This is a genomic window from Moorena sp. SIO3A2, from assembly GCF_010672265.1.
Classification (GTDB): domain Bacteria; phylum Cyanobacteriota; class Cyanobacteriia; order Cyanobacteriales; family Coleofasciculaceae; genus Moorena; species Moorena producens.
Window position 1 is genome coordinate 1 of the sequence record NZ_JAAHHC010000028.1, and the last position, 19,147, is coordinate 19,147.

The following is a 19,147-nucleotide window of genomic DNA, read 5'->3' on the forward strand; positions in this document are numbered from 1 at the left end:
GTAGAATTTAGAATTTAGAATTTAGAATTTAGAATTTAGAATTTAGAATTTAGAATTTAGAATTTAGAATTTAGAATTTAGAATTTAGAATTTAGAATTTAGAATTTAGAATTTAGAATTTAGAATTTAGAATTTAGAATTTAGAATTTAGAATTTAGAATCCAAGATTCAACCTTTAACCTTCAACCTGCTAACCTGCAACCTTGGCCAAAAGGCCACGCTACGCGAACAACTTTCAACCTTGCAATTAACTAATCTTTAATACCTTACTATTAAAATTTGAACTGAGCCCCTGCTTGGACTCTAGCATCAAATCCTTCTTCACCGGTACCTAGTTTAGCATCTATAACAATACCATTATTTGAATGGTACCTCAAGATGCCGCCATAGTTAAAGTCTGACACTCGACTTTCAAGCCCCACAGAGGAAAAATAAGTATTTTTTTTATCCGGATAAAAATAGAGGAATAGGGAACAGGGAACAGCGGATCTGGGAACAGGGAGTAGGGCGTGGCGGAATATGGGGTAGACAGAGAATTTATTGGCACTTTCTGGATTTCTCTCGACTCAATCAGTAGCTAATCTATGCAATAGCAAGATGTGGTAAGGGTATGGCGATTAACCCCATCGGTGTCAATTGTTCCGATGCCAGCACCCTAGCTGAGGATCAGGGTCACGAAGCATCTCAATAATAATCTCAATGACCTTTATTCCTGGAGAGCTAGTCTGTGAGTGATCGTAACGATTTAATTGAAATTTATGGTGCTCAGAATCCCGATCGCCGTGGGGATGTCATTTTTGTCCATGGACTCGGGGGTGATGCGCTAAGTACTTGGCACCCGCAAGAACGGCGAGATGATGATAATTTTTGGCCTGCTTGGCTGGGGCAAGATTTATCAGATGTGGGAATTTGGTCTCTGGCTTATGAGGTACAACCGTTTAGATGGAAGGGTAATTCTATGCCTCTGGTAGACCGGGCGACTAATAGTTTAGATCTACTGGATAGTTATGAGATAGGCGATCGCCCAATAATTTTCGTTACTCACAGTATGGGGGGACTGCTGGTTAAACAGATGCTGCGCAGTGCTAGGGACTTTGGCAAATGGGAAGCGATCGCATCTGGGACGAGGGGAATTGTTTTCCTGTCTACCCCTCATTCTGGTTCGGTCTTTGGGCGCTTTCCTAGGCCGGGTTCCCCGGCCTAGGAAAGCGCCTTCGGGTCGCACCTCAAATACATTAAATCCTGACACAGCATTATAACCTGTGTCAGGTATAATACTTGTATGCTAACAATGACCTACGAATACAAGCTAGAACCAAATACCGAACAGATTGCTACTATCGAGCAAACGCTAGATATATGTCGATCGGTTTGGAACTTCGCCCTTAGACAGCGTAAAGATTGGTGTGCATCTCGTAAGTCGTCTATAAATGCTTGTTCGATTCATTATGAATACATCATTCCTGCTAACGAACCATTTCCTAACTACCATTTGCAAGCCAAACAGTTAACCGAAGCTAAGAAAGTCTATCCTCAACTCAAATTAGTTCACTCTCAAGTTCTACAGCAAACATTAAGAACCTTAGATAGAGCTTGGGATGATATGAAGGCTAGGGGTTTTGGTTTCCCACGGTTTAAAAATAAGTATCGGATGCGTTCTTTTGTTTTTCCACAGTTAGGGAAAAACCCGATCAGAAATGATGCTATTAAGATTCCCAAACTGGGATGGGTGAAATGGCGACAATCTAGACCTATTCCCTTTGGGTTTGAAGTCAAACAAGCAAGAGTAGTTAAAAAGGCATCTGGTTACTTTGTGATGCTATCACTTAAACTAAATGTTGACGTTCCTAATCCCATGCCTCACGGTCATCCGCGAGGTGTGGATTTGGGCTTTGACAAGTTTGTTGCTACCAGTGATGGCGAAGAGATTAAGCGACCTAGATTTCTGAAAACCCTACAACGTAAGCTGAAATTGCTACAACGTAGGCTAAAGAACAAACAAAAAGGCTCGAATAATCGGCACAAGTTAAACCAGAAAATAGCTAGACTACATCAGCAAATATCTGAGACTCGTAAAGATTGGCATTTTAAGCTGGCTCATCATTTGTGTGATGGTGCTGGCATGATATTTTTAGAAGATATCAACTTTGTCTCATGGCAAAGAGGGATGCTTTCAAAACACAGTGTCGATGCTGGATTCGGTCAGTTTGTAAATATATTAAAGTGGGTCTGTTTTCGTCGTGGCGTATATTTTGCCAAAGTCAATAAGGATGGGACTTCTCAGATTTGTCCTAACTGTGGCGCACATACAGGAAAGAAAACTCTAGATATTCGTTTTCAGCATTGCTTTGATTGTGGATATACAACTACACGGGATGTAGCAGCTAGCCAAGAAATTAGGAATCGTGGAGTAAGTGCGCTAGGGCATAGCGTGCTAGAAAATGTCTGTGGATTGGAAGCGACGGGGAGTATTGGTCACGATACTCTAGTTGGCACGAGACGAAGCAGAAAACCTAATTCGCGAGAGTTAGGAATCCCCCACTAAGACATCGAGCATAGCAAGATGGCGCTATGTGGGGGGAGGATGTCAAACAAACCTTTCCAGGGTCTAGGTTGGTTTTACCAAGGTCAAGGGGCTTATAACCAGGCATTACCCTGGTTAGAGCGATTCTTAAATCTCACCAAAAAAGGGGGTTCGGGGGATAATCCCCCACAGCTAACCGTTCGCGCAGCGTGACCGAATGGTCAAGGGTTCAACACTCTTGAGGTTAGCTAACAAACTTTCCGGAATAGCCAGTATCTTGTTGTAGAATAAACATAACTGAAATGAGCAAAGGCACTCTTTTTACTTCGGAGAAACGGCCATGCCAGTAGGTTAGTATCGGCGAGTGATACGCTTGCTCAAAGTATTGGGGCTGTCCGGGAGATGTTGAAAAAACTCCTAGGTCAACAACACCCATCTGTTGCCAAATCTCTCAACAATCTGGCATTACTCTACTCTAAGCAGTACAAAAAAATAGCAATTAAAGTAGGGTGGGCAAAGTAATATAATCTATCAATACTCACGCATAGCCAAACTGTTTTTGCCCACCCTACAAGCTAAAAAATCTAGCCTAGAGCAAGTTAATTTTTATGCTAGACTATAGAGATTTAATCACTAGGATTGCAGTCATTTTTTTATGATGACAAAAGTAGAAAAGATTCAAGCTGAAATTGAGGCTCTCTCTAAGGAAGATTTCGTGCGCTTGAGAGAGTGGTTTGCTGAAAAAGACTGGTTACTCTGGGATAAACAGCTTGAAGCTGATATCGCCGATGGGAAGTTAGACTTCTTACTTGAGGAGGCAATGACAGCTAAATCCGAAGGAAAATTACAGGATTTGTAAGCGGTAAATTTTAGTGGCTTGAATCCCTGGTTCAGATCCCCCTAAATCCCCCGAGCGAGGGATTGCTCGCTCGGGGGACTTTTGAATCTAATTCCCCCCTTTTTTAAGGGGGGTTAGGGGGGATCAAAGACTTGTGTGTACAAAAAAATAGCAATTAAAGTAGGGTGGGCAAAGTAATCTAATCTAGAATAATCAAAAGAACCAAAATGTTTTTGCCCACCCTACAAGCTGATAGCTGATAGCTGTCAGCCGTCAGCCATAGTAAAAAAAAATACCAATTAAAGTAGGGTGGGCAAAGTAATCTAATCTAGAATAATCAAAAGAACCAAAATGTTTTTGCCCACCCTACAAGCTGATAGCTGAATGCTCCCGATTCCCGATTCCCGATTCCCGTTCCCCTCCTGGGAGGGGTTAGGGGTGGGTTCCGATTCCCGATTCCCGATTCCCTACTCCCTTATCAAATCATCGTAACCGTCCCGAACGCAAAATACTGACAATCAGCCACAATCCTAAAAAACTAGCAGCAGCAAACAGGATATTAGTAACCACTAACATCTGGGGAGTTTGGCTTCCTGAGGCCACAATTGCTGCACCGATAATCAGGGAACCGACTACAATACTGAAGGAAAGTCGATTAGCGGAATCATCGATACTGTAACGTAGTTTGTCTAGCTCTGGGACGGTAATATTCCACTTCAGGGTTTCGGAACTAACCCGGTTTAAAAATAATTCGATTTGAGAAGGCGATCGCAATGACAGGCTTTTGAGATCTAAAATAGTTCTCAGAAGGGTTTGTAAGGGATCATCTCCCAGGAGTTGACGCCGAAACACTTCCGTAATCAGGGGTTTGATTTGGTCGAGCAGGTTAATGTCAGGATAAAATCCACGGGTAACCCCTTCCAAGTTAGCTAGGGTTTTGGCATATAAACCCATATTACCGGGTAAGCGGATTTTATTATTGCGCGAGACTTGCAGTATCTCATAAAACACTTCACTAAAGTTGATTTTGGAGAGGCTTCGGTTGTAATACTTGCGCAGCATGCGGTCATAGTCATTTTCCAGGCCAGATAAATTGACCGACTCACCGGCTTCAGATAGTTGTAGGGTTAACTGAGCACATCGCTTGCCATCTAAATCTACAATTGCTAAGAGCATTTCCGTCAAAATCTGTTGGCTGCGGGGGTCTAAGCGTCCAATCATCCCACAGTCTAATAAAGCGACGCGACCATCCCTCAGATAAAATATGTTTCCGGGATGGGGGTCAGCATGGAAGAAGCCATCGATGTAAACCTGCTGGAAAAAAGCCCGAAATAACAGGGTGGTAATTTCCCGTCGCTGGGTCTGGGGATCTTTGCCCTCTTGAGTTTGTGATAATTGCGCCGATAGCAGAGGTGCCCCTTCCAGCCACTCAATGGTAAGTAGCTTTTGGCTGGTCAAATCCCAGTAAATCTTTGGTATCACTAATTGCTGGGAATCGAACCAGCGGCTATTGGATAGATTACTGCGGAGTTTATCGGTATAGTTAGCTTCTTGGGTAAAATCCAGTTCTGCTTCTAGGGCAGTAACAAATTCATCTGCTATGACAACGATATCGTAAGTCTTACCAAATTCCGTCAGAGAGACTAACTCCGCTAAGCCCCGAATGATAGCAATATCTTGGGCAACTATCTGGTCAATCCCAGGACGTTGCACTTTCAGAGCCACCTCTTGACCATTTTTGAGGGTAGCCCGATGGACTTGACCAATGGAACCAGCAGCAATGGCTTGGGGATTGATGGTAGTAAAGGTTTCTGAGATTGGCTTGGCTAGTTCTTGCTGTAGCAGGCTTTCGATTTCACTCCAGGCTACTGCTGGTACATTGGCTTGCAAGTCAGTCAGGACTTCAACATAGGCTCCTGGTAATAGGTCGGGACGGGTAGACAGCAGTTGTCCTAACTTAACGTACACCGGACCTAAATCGATTAAAATGTTGCGAAGGACAGCAGGAGTGGGGAGTTGAGGTTCGTCATTATTTTTGTTGCCCGTTAGGAGTCCTCGCATGTAATCCCAACCGTTTCGGAAGACAACTTCTAGGATTTCTCGCTGGCGGGTACTGGTTTGAGTTAGGGAAAACATTGGCTGAGGGTGGTTGAGTGATTTGGTTATATCCTAGACTTCGCGGCAAAGTGGGGAATCGGGAATCGGGAATCGGGAATCGGGAATCGGGAATCGGGAATCGGGAGCAGGGGACAGTAGACAAAAATTGAAGCTGGATCGCAAAAAAAAATTTTCTGATCTACTTGCAAATCCAGACTAGATTTGTTAGCCTTAATAAGGCGTCAAAAAAAGCAAGCCGGGATAGCTCAGCTGGTAGAGCAGAGGACTGAAAATCCTCGTGTCGGCGGTTCAAGTCCGCCTCCTGGCATACAATATGAAACCACTTGGGAGCAAGCCTTTTATTGTTGATACATCAATTTAGTGTCTTGCTTTAGGCTGAAACAAACCAGATAATGCTAAAGATTTTTAGCAGAAATCACCTCATTTAGCAGGACGTACCACACGAATTAGTTTGCCTTGTAAAGTTTCCTCTGCTTTTACAGCTTCATCTATCCGTTCTGCAAACTGTTCCCAATTACGATTATTGGTACAAACAACAATGCCGAAATGGTCAGAGTTTCGGCGATGCAAGCGGATAAAATCATCTCTGTTGATAGTCAAAACCGAGCGTTCTTGGCTAATGGCAAATGCGAGTACTTCATTATCAGGTGTACCTCTATCTGCATTACCTGCTTCTTGGACAGTCAGAACATCATGCCCCAAAGTGCGTAATAATCCTACTACAGGAAAAGGGAACTGCTCATCTGCGTAAAAACGTGCCATCTACTAGGCTACCTCATTGCGCTCAATCGCTATTTCGATTTCATCGGGGTGAGCTTTTGCGTATACCCAAGCATTCGCTAAATCAGCAGCTGTAATTGTTGGATAACTTGTTAAAAGGTCACTATCACTGTATCCAAGACGACGAGCTTCTACAAGTAACCAGACGGGAATACGAGTATTGGCAATGCAAGCTTCTCCCCCACAAACTCTAGGGTTTTTCTCAATTCCTTGCCAATTGCTTGTGAGACTTTGAGCGAGTAACTGAATAACCTGCACTTTTTCACTAGGGCTAAGGGCAAGAAGTTGTTGCTCTAAGTCTTTAAGTACCACGGATGTCAATCCTTTGATGCGCGGGAAAGCTATATTTATAATTGTACCAGAAATCGGGAATCGGGAATCGGGAATCGGGAATCGAGGCAAAATCTTGTGTGGCTGATAGCTGAATGCTTAAATACAGTTCAATCCCACCAATAGCAAACAACAACCGCATCCCGATCACGTTGAATATCGTCTCCCCATAATGCTCCTTCGTATCGATATCTCAATCGGCGTTTGAGTCGGTAACTGTACTCTTCATTGGTGCCATCAGTTACCTCTACCGAGTCAGCTCGCCATTTTTTACCCAAATCTATTAGTTGGGAAACTTTAGTATCTTGATTTTCTGCAAGTATGTATAAGGTATCTGCTGGATAGGCCACAAAATGAATAATGCTGCTATCTGGCATGGGACGATAGTTTGCCATTGCCAGCAGGGTATCTACCAGACCACCAAAACTTAAGCCATTTTCATCTGGTGCAAAGACTGGTTTGGTAAACAGAAAGCTTGCCCATAAATCTCTGTGCTTGGAAAGGTCAGTAATAACTTCTGGGCCATCAAACTCATTGAATCGTCGCTGCAAAACCAAAGCAGCAAATAGTTCTTGGGGAGAATAGGATTCAGCAAGGGATTGGATTTTAGTTAAGTCAAGCATTGTTGTTATCAGGATTTTTACCTCGCCTAACTTCTTCTGTGTAAAAACGTGCCATCTACTAGGCGCGCTCAATGTCAGCAGTCAGCCGTCAGCGGTCAGCAGTCAGCTGAAAATAAACCTCATTCGCCTAAGGTAGGGCGTTCCCTTAGAGGATATCTGAAAAGTTTTTTGATACTGAATTTTGCCCCCCTGACCCCCCAACTTTGGGGGAAGAGTCAATTTGCTTCTAAAAGTCCCCCAGAATTGGGGGACCAACGGGGGCTTGGATGTAGCAAATGAGACTTCTCAGACAACCTCTTAGCGTGGGCAATGCGCAATGCGCAAACGGTCGAATTTAATAGTTCGAGATTAATGAAAATTGAAAGTATGGAGAAAAGCCCATCTAAGCATATGCTGAATGCTGAATGCTAAATGCTGAATGCTGAATGCTGAATGCTGAATGTTGATAGCTTAAGTAATAGAAATAATCGGGTGAACCTAACAGCTCACCCGAAAACTCAGCTAAGCTAAACTAAAACTAATCTACTTGAGCGTTCCCGCTGGGATGCCCAAAATATCTTCAATCTTGGGCATTTCTTCGATAGGAATCACCCGTCCTTCATCTTCAAATCCAGCGATTTTATCAAAGTTCAAATACTTATACAAATCACTAGCAAAGGGATTAATTTTCTCGGCTACAATTGACTGATACTCTTCAGCACTGGGAATCCGACCTAATAAGGCACAAGCTGCTGCTAATTCAGCAGAACCCAAGTAGACTTGGGCACCTTTACCCATACGATTATTAAAATTACGAGTAGAGGTGGAGAATACTGTGGCTTTATCAGCAACCCGAGCTTGATTTCCCATGCACAGGGAACATCCAGGCATTTCAGTCCGGGCACCAGCTATGCCAAAGATACCGTAAACCCCTTCTTCTTTGAGTTGTTTCTCATCCATCCGGGTAGGGGGACAAATCCACAACCGAGTGCTAACAGGGGGTTCCCCTTCTAGGACTTTGGCTGCAGCACGGTAATGTCCAATATTGGTCATGCAAGACCCAATGAATACTTCATCGATGCGATCGCTTGCGACTTCAGACAACAATTTTACATTATCTGGGTCATTGGGAGCAGCTACAATTGGCTCAGTGATTTCATTCAAGTCAATCTCGATAATTTCAGCATATTCTGCATCCTTGTCCGCTGCCATCAGTACGGGATTTGCCAACCATTCTTCCATCTTGGCCACTCGACGCATGATCGTACGGGCATCTTGATAGCCTCGCCCTACCATATTTTTCAGTAGGGCGATATTGGAACGCAAATACTCAGATACTGTTTCTACTCCGAGCTTAATGGTACAGCCAGAACAAGACCGTTCTGCACTAGCGTCAGTAAGTTCAAAGGCTTGCTCAACTTTCAAATCGGGCAATCCTTCTATTTCCATAATCCGTCCCGAGAAGACATTTTTCTTATTGGTCTTCTCTACTGTCAGCAATCCTTTTTGAATAGCTACATAGGGAATAGCATTGACAATATCCCGCAAGGTTACCCCTGGCTGCAATTCACCTTTGAACCGCACTAACACAGATTCGGGCATATCTAAGGGCATGACTCCCAAAGCAGCACCAAAGGCCACTAATCCGGAACCGGCGGGGAAGGAAATGCCTAGGGGGAAACGGGTGTGAGAGTCTCCACCAGTGCCTACGGTATCAGGTAATAACATCCGGTTCAACCAAGAGTGGATAATGCCATCCCCAGGACGCAAGGCTACACCAGCACGAGAGGCAAAGAAGTCGGGCAATTTTTTATGGACTTTGACATCAACGGGCTTGGGATAAGCAGCAGTATGGCAGAAGCTTTGCATGACTAAGTCCGCACTGAAACCAAGACAAGCCAGTTCTTTCAATTCATCCCTAGTCATGGGTCCTGTGGTATCTTGGGAACCAACTGTAGTCATGATCGGTTCGCAAGAGCTACCTGGACGAACACCGGGTAAGCCACAGGCTTTACCGACCATTTTCTGGGCTAAGGTGAAGCCTTTGCCTGTATCTTCTGGCATGGTTGGACGGGCAAACAGGGGACTCGGTTCTAATCCCAAGGCTTCCCGGGTTTTATCCGTAAGCGATCGCCCAATCAGTAACGGAATCCGTCCACCAGCACGGACTTCATCGAGGATGGTATCGGGTTTGAGGGTAAAGGTGGAAATAACTTCCCCAGCTTGGTTAGTGATTTCACCCTTGTAGGGATGGATGGTAATCACATCCCCAGTTTCCATTGTTGAAACATCGCACTCAATGGGCAATGCACCAGAATCTTCAGCCGTGTTGAAGAAGATCGGGGCAATTTTGCCACCTAAGATATATCCCCCAGCCCGTTTATTAGGAACATAGGGGATATCTTCACCAATATGCCAAAGTAAGGAATTAATTGCCGATTTCCGGGATGAACCAGTACCAACAACATCCCCAACATAAGCCACAGGGTACCCATTTTCTTTTAATTTAGCAATAGTTTCTAAACCCGACTCTATCCGAGATTCCAACATGGCCAAGGCGTGTAACGGAATATCTGGGCGAGTGGTGGCGTGAGTGGCGGGGGATAAGTCATCGGTATTGGTTTCTCCAGGTACCTTAAATACAGTTACAGTAACTGCTTCGGGGAGTTTGGGACGCTGGATGAACCACGCAGCATTGGCCCAAGCATCGATGACTTGCTTGGCGTAAGGATTGACATCGGAAATTTCTAGAACATCATTGAACGCATCAAAGACAAGTAATGTCTTACTTAGGGCAGTAGCGGCTTCGGCTGCTAAGGTGGTTTGATCAGACTGGAGTAACTCAACCAAGGATTGGACATTGTAGCCTCCGACCATAGTACCCAAGAGGTCTACAGCACCCTGGGGGTAAATCAGAGGACTAGTGAGTTCTGCTTTTGCGATCGCAGTTAAAAACCCGGCTTTGACATAAGCTGCTTCATCAACTCCAGGGGGAATGCGATCGCGTAACATAGCCATTAATGCTTCTTCTTCCCCAGCTGGTGGATTTTGCAGCAGTTCACAAAGTTGGGATGTTTGCTCAGCACTTAGGGGTAGGGGAGGAATTCCTTGAGCTCCCCGTTCAGCTAGGTGTTCACGATAAGATTTCAGCATGATAGATTTACCTGTGCGCGGGCTTCATGTATGACCAATAATAATAGGTTTCAAGAATCCCCGCGTCTAATGACCGGGGAGTGTCAAATTTGTTACAAATATTGCCCTACCAGAGTGTCGCAAGTCATCAAAGCATGAAAAATCAAAGCATCAAAAAAGCGATCGCTGTGGATCGCTCTGTCTTGTGTTAGAGAGTTGTGGATACGTGAAAAAGTTTGAATAAGGTTTGGTCAATCTATATCGCAATGGCTGGGGTTGGCGATAATCCCAAACTGACTCGTCACCAGACTTGTGAGAGTATCTGTGTTAACTCACTAGATAGGTTGCATCTGCTTTGACTCCTCTTCTAGAAGCCTGACCAGATTCTGATCACCGTTAGCTTTAGCTACCTCTAGACGATGTTCCAAAGTTTGGCGCATAGTAGCCAGATGCGCTTTTCTGCTCTCATTCAAGACTTTTTGCAGCCGGTGGCGAGCAATCGATGTCTTTGCAGCCACAGTAGAAATCGATTTAGCCACTGGTTGAGAATTAGTTACATCAGAATTAGTTACAGTTGGATTACCAGTGCAGTAAGAAACACCACGCCATTTCAGATGATTTACTGGTGGGGGTTCAGGCATGTGTCTGGGATAGTGAACTCTCCAATTCTGAGCCCGATAAGTGCCACCAATTTCACCCTCTCTCACTTCTAGTAAAGAGGGTTCAGCGTCGTAACTTACACCACGATACCTAAGTTTCATATCTATTACCCCTCCGATTGACTAATAATAATATCAGACCACTTTTTTCAATAGTCTTGAGTGCTTTTAATGTAAGCTAACAGCTGACAGCTGAAGGCTGTTAGCTTAAAATCCGATGTTGCTTAATAATGGAATGGTTTGAAGAGTTTTGTGGAATAAGCATCTTGCCCCTTCCACCAAGATGGCCATTCCACCCACCAGGTCAAACAGCTTTAGTGAAAAATTTAAAATTGAAAGTCTGGGGAAAAGCCCATCAGCTGATAGCTGATAGCTCAATGCTTACCTCAGCACTTTTTGACTCAAACAAAACTAGTGATACTAATAGCTACCCTCTTTTATAGGTAACACCACGATAGGTCATGTTAGCGGGTGATTTACGCCAAGGATTATGCTTAATTCGGTGAACTTTCCAGCTATGACCCCGGTAAGTGCCACCAATTTCACCTTCAGATACTTCTAGGGTAGATGGTTCACTTTGATAACTGACACCTCGGTAAGAAAGTTTCATTGCTCGAATACCTCCGATTGGATTGCTTAATCGAATTACTTAATGGAATTGCTTAATAAGTTGCTTGGCCAGGAATTGTTTAATAAGTTGGTTGGCCAGGTGAGGAATTCTGTCTAAGGGTTAGGCAAGCTTGCCCTAGGTATCACTTTCTTGGGTTCTCTACGGCTTATCTACTTCAGGATATCTGAGTGGAGAGCCACTGATCCGACAGAGACCTCAATGCTTATTCAATTCCAATTTTTATTTCTGTATCTATTTTGACACTTTTTTCGACAAAAGTCAAATGTTAAGAAAAAAAAACAAATCAGATCCTTTCCGATGGTTAAGGTTATACACTCTAGGCTCTAGGCTCTAGATTTTAGGCATGAGGCTCTAAACATCTAGACTAAGGGGATTTTGACAAAGTTTGCTAAGTCTTCCGAAAGCAAAGAAGCCTTCAACTACGCCTCTTGTCCCTAATACTCAAGAATTAATACCTAAGAATTAATACCTAAGAATTAATACCTAAAACTTAATATTTCTAAAACTTAATCGTCCTAAAACTTAATATTTAAAACTGTAAACATATGCGCTACGGGCACGCTACGCGAACAGCAGTCAGCCTTTAGCTGATAGCTGATAGCTGATAGCTGATAGCTGATAGCTGATAGCTGATGGCTGATAGCTGATAGCTTACCTAAAACTTAATACCTAAGACTTAATACCTAGGCGACCGGACTGGATATAGCACTACGCGCTACTGTTAGGACATTGTCTTGATGCAGTCGCTCATGGGGGAAACCACGGCAGTCGCTCATGGGGGGAACCACGGCAGTCGCTCATGGTTTGAAGTTACCGTAAGACAGTTGAGCCTTAATCAATAAGTTTTAACCCTTTTTTGCATAACCTACCAACCATAAAGGCTCAACTGTCTAAGGTTTCGTCTCCGGGGGACCCCCAAGACCGCGCTGCCTCCCCAAGACCGCGCTGCCTCCCCAAGACCGCGCTGCATCGCTCCTAAACTCCGAAACGTAAGTCATAGCTTACTTTTAGGTGCGACCCGTGGCGAATTTAATTCGCCTACGGAAAGCGCACCTTTGACTTCTGACTTCTAACTTCTGACGCTAAGCGTAGCGCTATATCAGGGAGTGGGGAATCCTCAAGAGTACCCCCAAGGGTACTTTTATAGCCCCTCAGAGAGATAAAACTGGATTTGTGAAGAGATTGCTTGTATCTATACTCACGAAACCTTGGAGAACTTCTATGATTAGGTGCATCAAACAACCCACTTCCTCAGTGCTCAAGGTGTTTTTACTGGGCTGCTCATTGCTACTGCTGCCCTGTAGTCCTGCCTTAGCTCAAGGGTGTACTCAAGCAGAGATTAAGACTAATATCGCCAAATTCGACGATATAGACAATACAACCGCTAAACAAGCAATAGTCCAATGTGGTTCAAAATCTGTCTATTTACTGATTGAAGCCCTGAAGACAGATAAATCTGCTGCAGTTCGGGAGGGAGCTGCTGTTGCTCTGTGGAGTATGGGAGAGGAAGCGTATCAAGCTGTCCCTGGGTTGATTAAAGCCCTAAGGAACGATGACTCGGCGACAGTTCGTTCCAAAGCTGCTTCTGCTCTGGGATTGATGGGAGAAGCATCTTATGAAGCTATCCCTGATCTGATTGATGCACTTAAGGATAAATCTGCTGAAGTTCGTGCCAATGGTGCTTATGCTCTAGGCAACTTAGGCAAGAAAGCCAATAAGGCTGTACCTCACCTAATTGAAGCCTTGAGGAATGATAAATCTGCTGAGGTTCGTGCTAACGCTGCTTATGCCCTAGGGAATAAAAAAGAGGCAGCCAAGTCAGCTGTACCTTACCTGATTGAAGCCCTAAAGGATGAAACATCCTTGTTGGTTCGCATAACTAGCGTCAATGCCCTAGAGCAGATTGCCGAGAAAACCAAAGATGTTGCTCCCCAGCTGATTGAGCGACTCAGGAAGGATAAATCTATCCTGATCCGGATTCGCGCTACCGAGGTACTAGGGGAAATTGGAGAGCCAGCTAAGGATGCTTTGCCTCTATTAATTGAGTTGCTTAAGGATAGCTCAGTCTATGTTCGTTATTATGCTGCCTCTGCTTTAGGAAAGATGGGAACGGAAGGGATTCAGGCTGTGCCTAACCTAATAGAAGTCTTGTTGACAGATGAATCGATCGATGTTCACGATTCCGCCGCCTCTGCCCTTGTCGAAATTGCTTCTAAGCTTGGTAAACAGAAGAAGCAGCTCACCAAAGTGCAATTGGAACAATCGATACTGGAATTTGAAACAGTTATCCAAAGGCTAGAGCAAGACACGGAGAAAATTTTCCAGGATAGATGGATAGAAAGCGTTCGTGGTGGTCTTTATGATCTCCAGGAAGAACAGGACTCTCGTAGTTATCAGAAAATTTTTAGGGAAGGGGTGATTATCTGGCTAACTCATATGCTATTTTGGTTGGGACTGATACTGCTTTATCCCAAATCCCCCCAAGTCCAAGCTATCTTCTTTTGGAATCCCTGGGTGCGGAAGTTTTTTGGACTGGGGTATGTGGGCATAGCCCTAACTTGGATTCCCTTTCTACGCTCCAAGTTATTTGCGCCCTTCCAGGAATCCTTGCTGTCAGATGCGGATTTAGAAAACTTTGATGAGCAAGCTTACTTTCCTAACTTGGAAGTCGAGCGGAAGGGAAAAAATATAACCCAACCCATTCAAGAAGCAATACCAGATCTGGAATTACCCATTGTCCTGGAAGGAGAATCAGGATTAGGGAAATCCATGTTTCTACGCCACTTAGTGAAATCATCTAAGCGAATCATCGTCTATTTACCTGCAGAGAAATGCGCTAATGGCGTGATCGAAGCGATTCAAGCAAAACTTCATGGATTCGCCCAAGACTCTGGTTTCTTGCGAGACCTGATTTACAGTGATGCCATTGATATCTGTATTGATGGACTCAATGAAGTCACTCCAGACACACGAGCCTTGATTACCAGTTTTGTGGAAAGTTACTTCAAGGGCAATATTATCATAGGGACCCAATCCATGGAGTGGCAGACCCCCTCTTGCGCTACGACCTATGTACTGCAACCATTGAAACCTAAGCAGATTGAGAAATTTTTACTATCGCGCTATAAAATTATGCCCCCAGATGCTCCCATCTCGGGTATAAAGTACAAACAAGCCTGCGAAAAGTATATTGACACCGTTTTACCTCAGTACCAATCAGAAGAAGAACAGAGAACTGTGCGTCGGATGCTGTCCAACCCGATGGACCTGACCATAGTGGCTCAGATGATAGCCCATGGGCAGAAACCAGACTTGCTGAATTTGCAGCAACAGCAGTATCAATATATGGCTCAGGAGTATGAACAACTCTATCTCAGACAATTTCCCCTAGAGGCATTTGCTGAGACAGTTTACCAGATGCGCTTGCAAGATGAGGTAGCGATACCAGCTGACAAATGGTTTGAAGAACTGATTTGCATGGAACGCCACAAAATGGTATTTTGCCGTCTATTTGTTGACCATGCAGGCAATGATCGAAAAGAATGGTATTTCCGCCACGACAAAATCCAGGACTTTTTCATCGTGCAGACGTTCCTAGGTGAAGGAAATGATTTGCCAAACAAGCATATCAGTGACCCTAGGTTTCGCGGCGTGTACTTCCTCTTGGCAACCTTACTGCCTTGGGATGCTGCTTGGCGCTTGCGGGAAACCTTAATTCAATACGCAGCGAATACTAAAGACCATACAGTTAGTGATAACTTTGTTCAACTGTTGTTGTCCCGACAAGCAGCATGAAGGCTTGAAGGTTGAAGGTTGTTGGTCAGAATGCAGAATGAAGAATGAAGAATGAAGAATGAAGAATGAAGAATGAAGAATGAAGAATGAAGAATGTAGAATGTAGAATGTAGAAGGCAGAAGGCAGAATGTAGAATTCTCAATTCTCAATTCTAAATTCTCAATTCTCAATTCTCAATTCTAAATTCTCAATTCTAAATTCTCAATTCTAAATTCTAAATTCTAAATTCTAAATTCTCAATTCTCAATTCTCAATTCTCAATTCTGCATTCTAAATTCTAAATTCTAAGAAGCCTGAAGGTTAAGGGTCAACAGCGACTAGAATTTCCAGGCTAGTGGCACTACTGCTTGACTGGACCTATGCTGCTGATAAAAGCCGAGTACTCTCTGGACATAGTCAGCAGTTGCGCCACTGTTGCAGCCAGAGGGTTTTCCTGTCATCCACCAACAGGCGGTACGGCGAACAGCAATCATTTCATTGTTGCCACTATCTGTCAATTCAATATCCAGTTCCCGTCTGATGATACAAGCCACCACACTGCGTGCTGTGGTCGGGTCGGCTTCAAATTGTGCAGGTGTCATTGCCTGTCCTGCACATTGGGATGTCCAGCTAGGGATAATCCCCGGTAAAACTTGCCAGTCACTGTACATGCCATCATTCGGGCGATTGGGTGGTGCCGAAAGCCGCAGTGCTTCTACAAGAGCGTTGACTTGCGGATCAAGAGGGTTGACTTGCGGATCAAGAGTGTTGACTTGCTGATCCTCTACTTGTGCGAATACTGGTGTTGACCTATGGGGCTGCTGATAAAAGCCGAGTACTCTCTGGACATAGTCAGCAGTTGCGCCACTGTTGCAGCCAGAGGGTTTTCCTGTCATCCACCAACAGGCGGTACGGCGAACAGCAATCATTTCATTGTTGCCACTATCTCTAAATTCAATCTCTAGTTCCCGTCTGATGATACAAGCCACCACACTACGTGCTGTGGTCGGGTCGGCTTCAAATTGTGCAGGTGTCATTGCCTGTCCTGCACATTGAGATGTCCAGCTAGGGATAATGGCAGGTTTTACTTGCCAGTCGCTGTACATGCCATCATTCCGGCGATTGGGTGGTGCCGAAAGCCGCAGTGCTTCTACAAGATCGTTGACTTGCTCATCCTCCACTTGTGCTGATACTGGTATTGCCCACAACCCCACACTCACTATTATTCCGGTCAAGACCAGATTTTGAAATTTATTGATTACTTTCATTGATCATTTTCAGATTTATTTTATATCTAAAATTAACTGAACTAGGAATGCCACTGATCCCGACAGTGATCAGGGAATGATGAAGATGAATGATTAATAATGAATTACCCCATGCTAGGTGTTAGGGGCTTGTACTCGAAAAACGATTAATGCAAAACTATGTGCTGATAGCGTTTTTATATGAGTTGTAAACACAGGTATGGCAGTAATTTGCTTGCCTACAATAGGCAAAAGGCAATAGGATAAAGAGATCCAGAGTTTTATTTAAAAATCAAAAAACACCTCTTAGGTTTACATCTCATTTGGAAACGCTATATTATGTGCCGATACATCATTGATCATTCCTAAGACATACTTCCTTGGACTTAAGGAATTTTTGAGAATAATTGGATAATGATGGGGACTGTGAACAATAGGGCAATATCTAAAATCGTGATGGCTGCGAAGCGAATTTGTTGAGTATTCATGATGCACCATTTCCTTGAGTATTAACAGCTGACCTAAGAATGCTAGCGGTAACTTATATCCATTTCATCGGTTTAGATCACGCAAGACTGTGATTTAGGACAACGCATCTATGTGATCTTGATCAATAATTTTACCCAAAATCCTCTAAACCGTCATTTATAAAGTAAAGGATTAAATGGCTGTAGGGCGCTTGATAGCTACACTATTGGTAAGTTTTGACTAGTGACAAAACTAAAATTAGCCCCAAAAGCACTAGATTAAATAAGTGCGTTACGATTTATTAACGCACCCCAAAAAAAATTAATATTTATTTTATAAATAAGCTCTAAATTGCTGATTTTTGATTAGGTTTTGTTGAGGTTTGTTTGTTAACAGTACTATGCAGTAAACTGTCAATAATTAACCGATTATATCAAGTCCAGTGAATCACATCCAACATAATCCCTGGATAGTTGGTGATGGAGAATCGTTAACTACCAATTACCAACTACCAAGGTAAGCTATCAGCTAATGCGCTACGCGCACGCTGCGCGAAGCGCATTAGCTGATAGCTTATGCCCACGCTACTTGAGGTACTTTTTAAGAAAACAGGTAAGCATTGGTTTAATCTATGTTACGTCTGCTGACACCTGACCGCTGACGGCTGAATGCTGAGAGCTGAATGCTTACTTACCAACTACCAACTATCACTTACCAACTGCAAGTAATAATTAGTGAAGGGGACAATATTACCTGTTTATTGGCTTACCATTTCAAAAAAGCGGCTTCTACCCCTTGTTCTCGCCGAATCTTACTGTCCTTCTCAAACCAATCGATGATCTGCTGATGGGTCAACTCTTCCATGGGCACCCCAGTATCTTGTGAAATATGCTTCAACAGTCTGAGGGAGGAAATAGTTAAACGAGTTAAAAATTTCTCTGGGGAAGAGAGCAATGCTTGGTCTACATCAGCGGATTCTTCCGGAGTTAAGAATTGGATTGAGGATTGCTGGGAATCAGCCATAAGGGTTTTCAAGGTTTACTACATAATTTGTAAGCTATCAGCTATCAGCTATCAGCTATCAGCTATCAGCTATCAGCTATCAGCTATCAGCTATCAGCTATCAGCTATCAGCTATCAGCTATCAGCTATCAGCTATCAGCTATCAGCTATCAGCTATCAGCTAATGGAGTATGTAACAGGCTAGAAGCCTGTGCCACGCTATAAGCCTTTACCATGCAAGCTACTTGAGGTGGTATTAACTTGGGGCCTGTGGTTAACGGCTGACAGCTGATAGCTGAATGCTTACAGCCTTAGTTACTGGCATGTTAGTTATTTGCTGGCCCTTTGATTAAATAGCCGCACTGATGCTCTCCATTATTGAGCCAGTGAGTACGCTCCACTGTACAATCTGGCAATACGGCGGCAAACATTTCCAGTTCATGACCACACACACTGGGGTAAGATTCGGCAACGTTGGAAATAGCACAATTGTATTCGGTTAAAATATACTGCTCGCTAACGCCATTATTTAAATTACCTGATTCTAGGGTGTGCCACTCTGCCATATAACCTTCTAGTCTACGCAGTTCTACTAACTTGCCTACTCGCTCTCGCACTGTACCATTTCCTATACACTCCCGGTATTCTTGAGCTTTACGTTGCCATTGCTTTTGTAGAATCGTGCTAGTCTGTTCACGACCCAAGGTTTCTGTCATGGTATCGAGCAGGGAAACGGAAAACTCTCCGTAATGATGGGGAAAGCGATCGCGTCCTTTGTGAGAGAGGTGATAGATATGTTGAGGACGCCCCATGCCAATTTGAACAGATTTGTACTCAATTAGCCCTTCTGCCTCCAATTCTTTGAGATGACGTCGAATAGCTTGGGGGCTAACCCCTATGGCTGTGGCTAACTCCTGGGCTCTTGCTCGATCCTGTTTGAGGAGATATTGTAAGATGTCTCGCTTGGTGGAAGTTTGCTGAGTAGGCATCATGGGCTTAGGAGTTGGGGATTGGGTAACAGGGGAAGGGCACTCAGGCTTC

General features: G+C 43.9%; 17 protein-coding genes and 1 tRNA gene. 7 read left to right on the forward strand and 11 right to left on the reverse strand.

Annotated features, from left to right (window positions below):
- Nucleotides 1–727: 727 nt before the first annotated feature.
- The 4 genes from F6K64_RS25405 (at nucleotide 728) to F6K64_RS25420 (ending at nucleotide 3,383) form a co-directional block, all read left to right on the forward strand.
- Entirely contained in the window at nucleotides 728–1,204 is a 477-nt protein-coding gene (locus F6K64_RS25405) for an esterase/lipase family protein (RefSeq protein WP_287254230.1), read from the forward strand.
- 78 nt (nucleotides 1,205–1,282) lie between these two features.
- Nucleotides 1,283–2,545: an RNA-guided endonuclease InsQ/TnpB family protein gene (locus F6K64_RS25410; RefSeq protein ID WP_008181511.1), complete on the forward strand. Its 1,263-nt coding sequence runs from the start codon at nucleotides 1,283–1,285 to the stop codon at nucleotides 2,543–2,545.
- Between the two features lie 39 nt (nucleotides 2,546–2,584).
- Nucleotides 2,585–2,737, forward strand: a complete 153-nt coding sequence (locus tag F6K64_RS25415; RefSeq protein WP_008181513.1) for a hypothetical protein — start codon at nucleotides 2,585–2,587, stop codon at nucleotides 2,735–2,737.
- 442 nt (nucleotides 2,738–3,179) lie between these two features.
- Complete coding sequence (locus tag F6K64_RS25420; protein WP_229414381.1) at nucleotides 3,180–3,383, forward strand: hypothetical protein; 204 nt, start codon at nucleotides 3,180–3,182, stop codon at nucleotides 3,381–3,383.
- Between the two features lie 462 nt (nucleotides 3,384–3,845).
- On the opposite strand, the gene F6K64_RS25425 is transcribed toward F6K64_RS25420, so the two are convergent.
- Both F6K64_RS25425 and F6K64_RS25430 read right to left on the reverse strand, forming a co-directional pair.
- Nucleotides 3,846–5,498: an ABC1 kinase family protein gene (locus F6K64_RS25425; protein ID WP_287254234.1), complete on the reverse strand. Its 1,653-nt coding sequence runs from the start codon at nucleotides 5,496–5,498 to the stop codon at nucleotides 3,846–3,848.
- A 26-nt stretch (nucleotides 5,499–5,524) separates the two neighbouring features.
- Nucleotides 5,525–5,668 (reverse strand): hypothetical protein, encoded by a 144-nt coding sequence (locus tag F6K64_RS25430; protein ID WP_287254236.1) that lies wholly within the window; start codon nucleotides 5,666–5,668, stop codon nucleotides 5,525–5,527.
- A 46-nt stretch (nucleotides 5,669–5,714) separates the two neighbouring features.
- Between F6K64_RS25430 and F6K64_RS25435 the strand changes: the two genes are divergently transcribed.
- Nucleotides 5,715–5,787, forward strand: a tRNA-Phe gene (locus tag F6K64_RS25435).
- Between the two features lie 113 nt (nucleotides 5,788–5,900).
- Here the strand turns inward: F6K64_RS25435 and F6K64_RS25440 are convergent.
- From F6K64_RS25440 to F6K64_RS25465, 6 genes are all read right to left on the reverse strand, one after another.
- Nucleotides 5,901–6,242 (reverse strand): DUF5615 family PIN-like protein, encoded by a 342-nt coding sequence (locus tag F6K64_RS25440; RefSeq protein WP_008187460.1) that lies wholly within the window; start codon nucleotides 6,240–6,242, stop codon nucleotides 5,901–5,903.
- 3 nt (nucleotides 6,243–6,245) lie between these two features.
- Complete coding sequence (locus F6K64_RS25445; RefSeq protein WP_008187462.1) at nucleotides 6,246–6,572, reverse strand: DUF433 domain-containing protein; 327 nt, start codon at nucleotides 6,570–6,572, stop codon at nucleotides 6,246–6,248.
- A gap of 128 nt (nucleotides 6,573–6,700) precedes the next feature.
- The gene (locus F6K64_RS25450) at nucleotides 6,701–7,213 is read right to left on the reverse strand and encodes a hypothetical protein (RefSeq protein ID WP_008187463.1); all 513 of its coding nucleotides are present in this window, start codon (nucleotides 7,211–7,213) and stop codon (nucleotides 6,701–6,703) included.
- Between the two features lie 522 nt (nucleotides 7,214–7,735).
- Entirely contained in the window at nucleotides 7,736–10,345 is a 2,610-nt protein-coding gene (acnB, locus tag F6K64_RS25455; RefSeq protein ID WP_008187468.1) for a bifunctional aconitate hydratase 2/2-methylisocitrate dehydratase, read from the reverse strand.
- 314 nt (nucleotides 10,346–10,659) lie between these two features.
- Complete coding sequence (pirA, locus tag F6K64_RS25460; RefSeq protein WP_008187470.1) at nucleotides 10,660–11,085, reverse strand: arginine synthesis PII-interacting regulator PirA; 426 nt, start codon at nucleotides 11,083–11,085, stop codon at nucleotides 10,660–10,662.
- A 325-nt stretch (nucleotides 11,086–11,410) separates the two neighbouring features.
- On the reverse strand, nucleotides 11,411–11,593 hold the full coding sequence (locus tag F6K64_RS25465) for a DUF4278 domain-containing protein (RefSeq protein WP_008187474.1): 183 nt from the start codon (nucleotides 11,591–11,593) through the stop codon (nucleotides 11,411–11,413).
- 1,242 nt (nucleotides 11,594–12,835) lie between these two features.
- On the opposite strand from F6K64_RS25465, the gene F6K64_RS25470 reads away from it, so the two are divergent.
- Nucleotides 12,836–15,409 carry a HEAT repeat domain-containing protein gene (locus tag F6K64_RS25470; protein ID WP_287266709.1) on the forward strand — a complete coding sequence of 858 codons (2,574 nt, stop codon included), beginning with the start codon at nucleotides 12,836–12,838 and terminating at the stop codon, nucleotides 15,407–15,409.
- 318 nt (nucleotides 15,410–15,727) lie between these two features.
- On the opposite strand, the gene F6K64_RS25475 is transcribed toward F6K64_RS25470, so the two are convergent.
- Nucleotides 15,728–16,657 carry a hypothetical protein gene (locus F6K64_RS25475; protein WP_008187481.1) on the reverse strand — a complete coding sequence of 310 codons (930 nt, stop codon included), beginning with the start codon at nucleotides 16,655–16,657 and terminating at the stop codon, nucleotides 15,728–15,730.
- A gap of 1,212 nt (nucleotides 16,658–17,869) precedes the next feature.
- The gene (locus tag F6K64_RS39090; protein WP_502708071.1) at nucleotides 17,870–18,058 is read right to left on the reverse strand and encodes an NDH complex assembly factor CRR9; all 189 of its coding nucleotides are present in this window, start codon (nucleotides 18,056–18,058) and stop codon (nucleotides 17,870–17,872) included.
- Between F6K64_RS39090 and F6K64_RS25480 the strand changes: the two genes are divergently transcribed.
- Nucleotides 17,967–18,311, forward strand: a complete 345-nt coding sequence (locus F6K64_RS25480; RefSeq protein ID WP_287266710.1) for a hypothetical protein — start codon at nucleotides 17,967–17,969, stop codon at nucleotides 18,309–18,311. The genes F6K64_RS39090 and F6K64_RS25480 overlap by 92 nt on opposite strands.
- A 121-nt stretch (nucleotides 18,312–18,432) precedes the next feature.
- Here the strand turns inward: F6K64_RS25480 and sufR are convergent, their stop codons facing one another.
- Nucleotides 18,433–19,098 (reverse strand): iron-sulfur cluster biosynthesis transcriptional regulator SufR, encoded by a 666-nt coding sequence (gene sufR / locus F6K64_RS25485; protein WP_287263317.1) that lies wholly within the window; start codon nucleotides 19,096–19,098, stop codon nucleotides 18,433–18,435.
- Nucleotides 19,099–19,147: the final 49 nt, after the last annotated feature.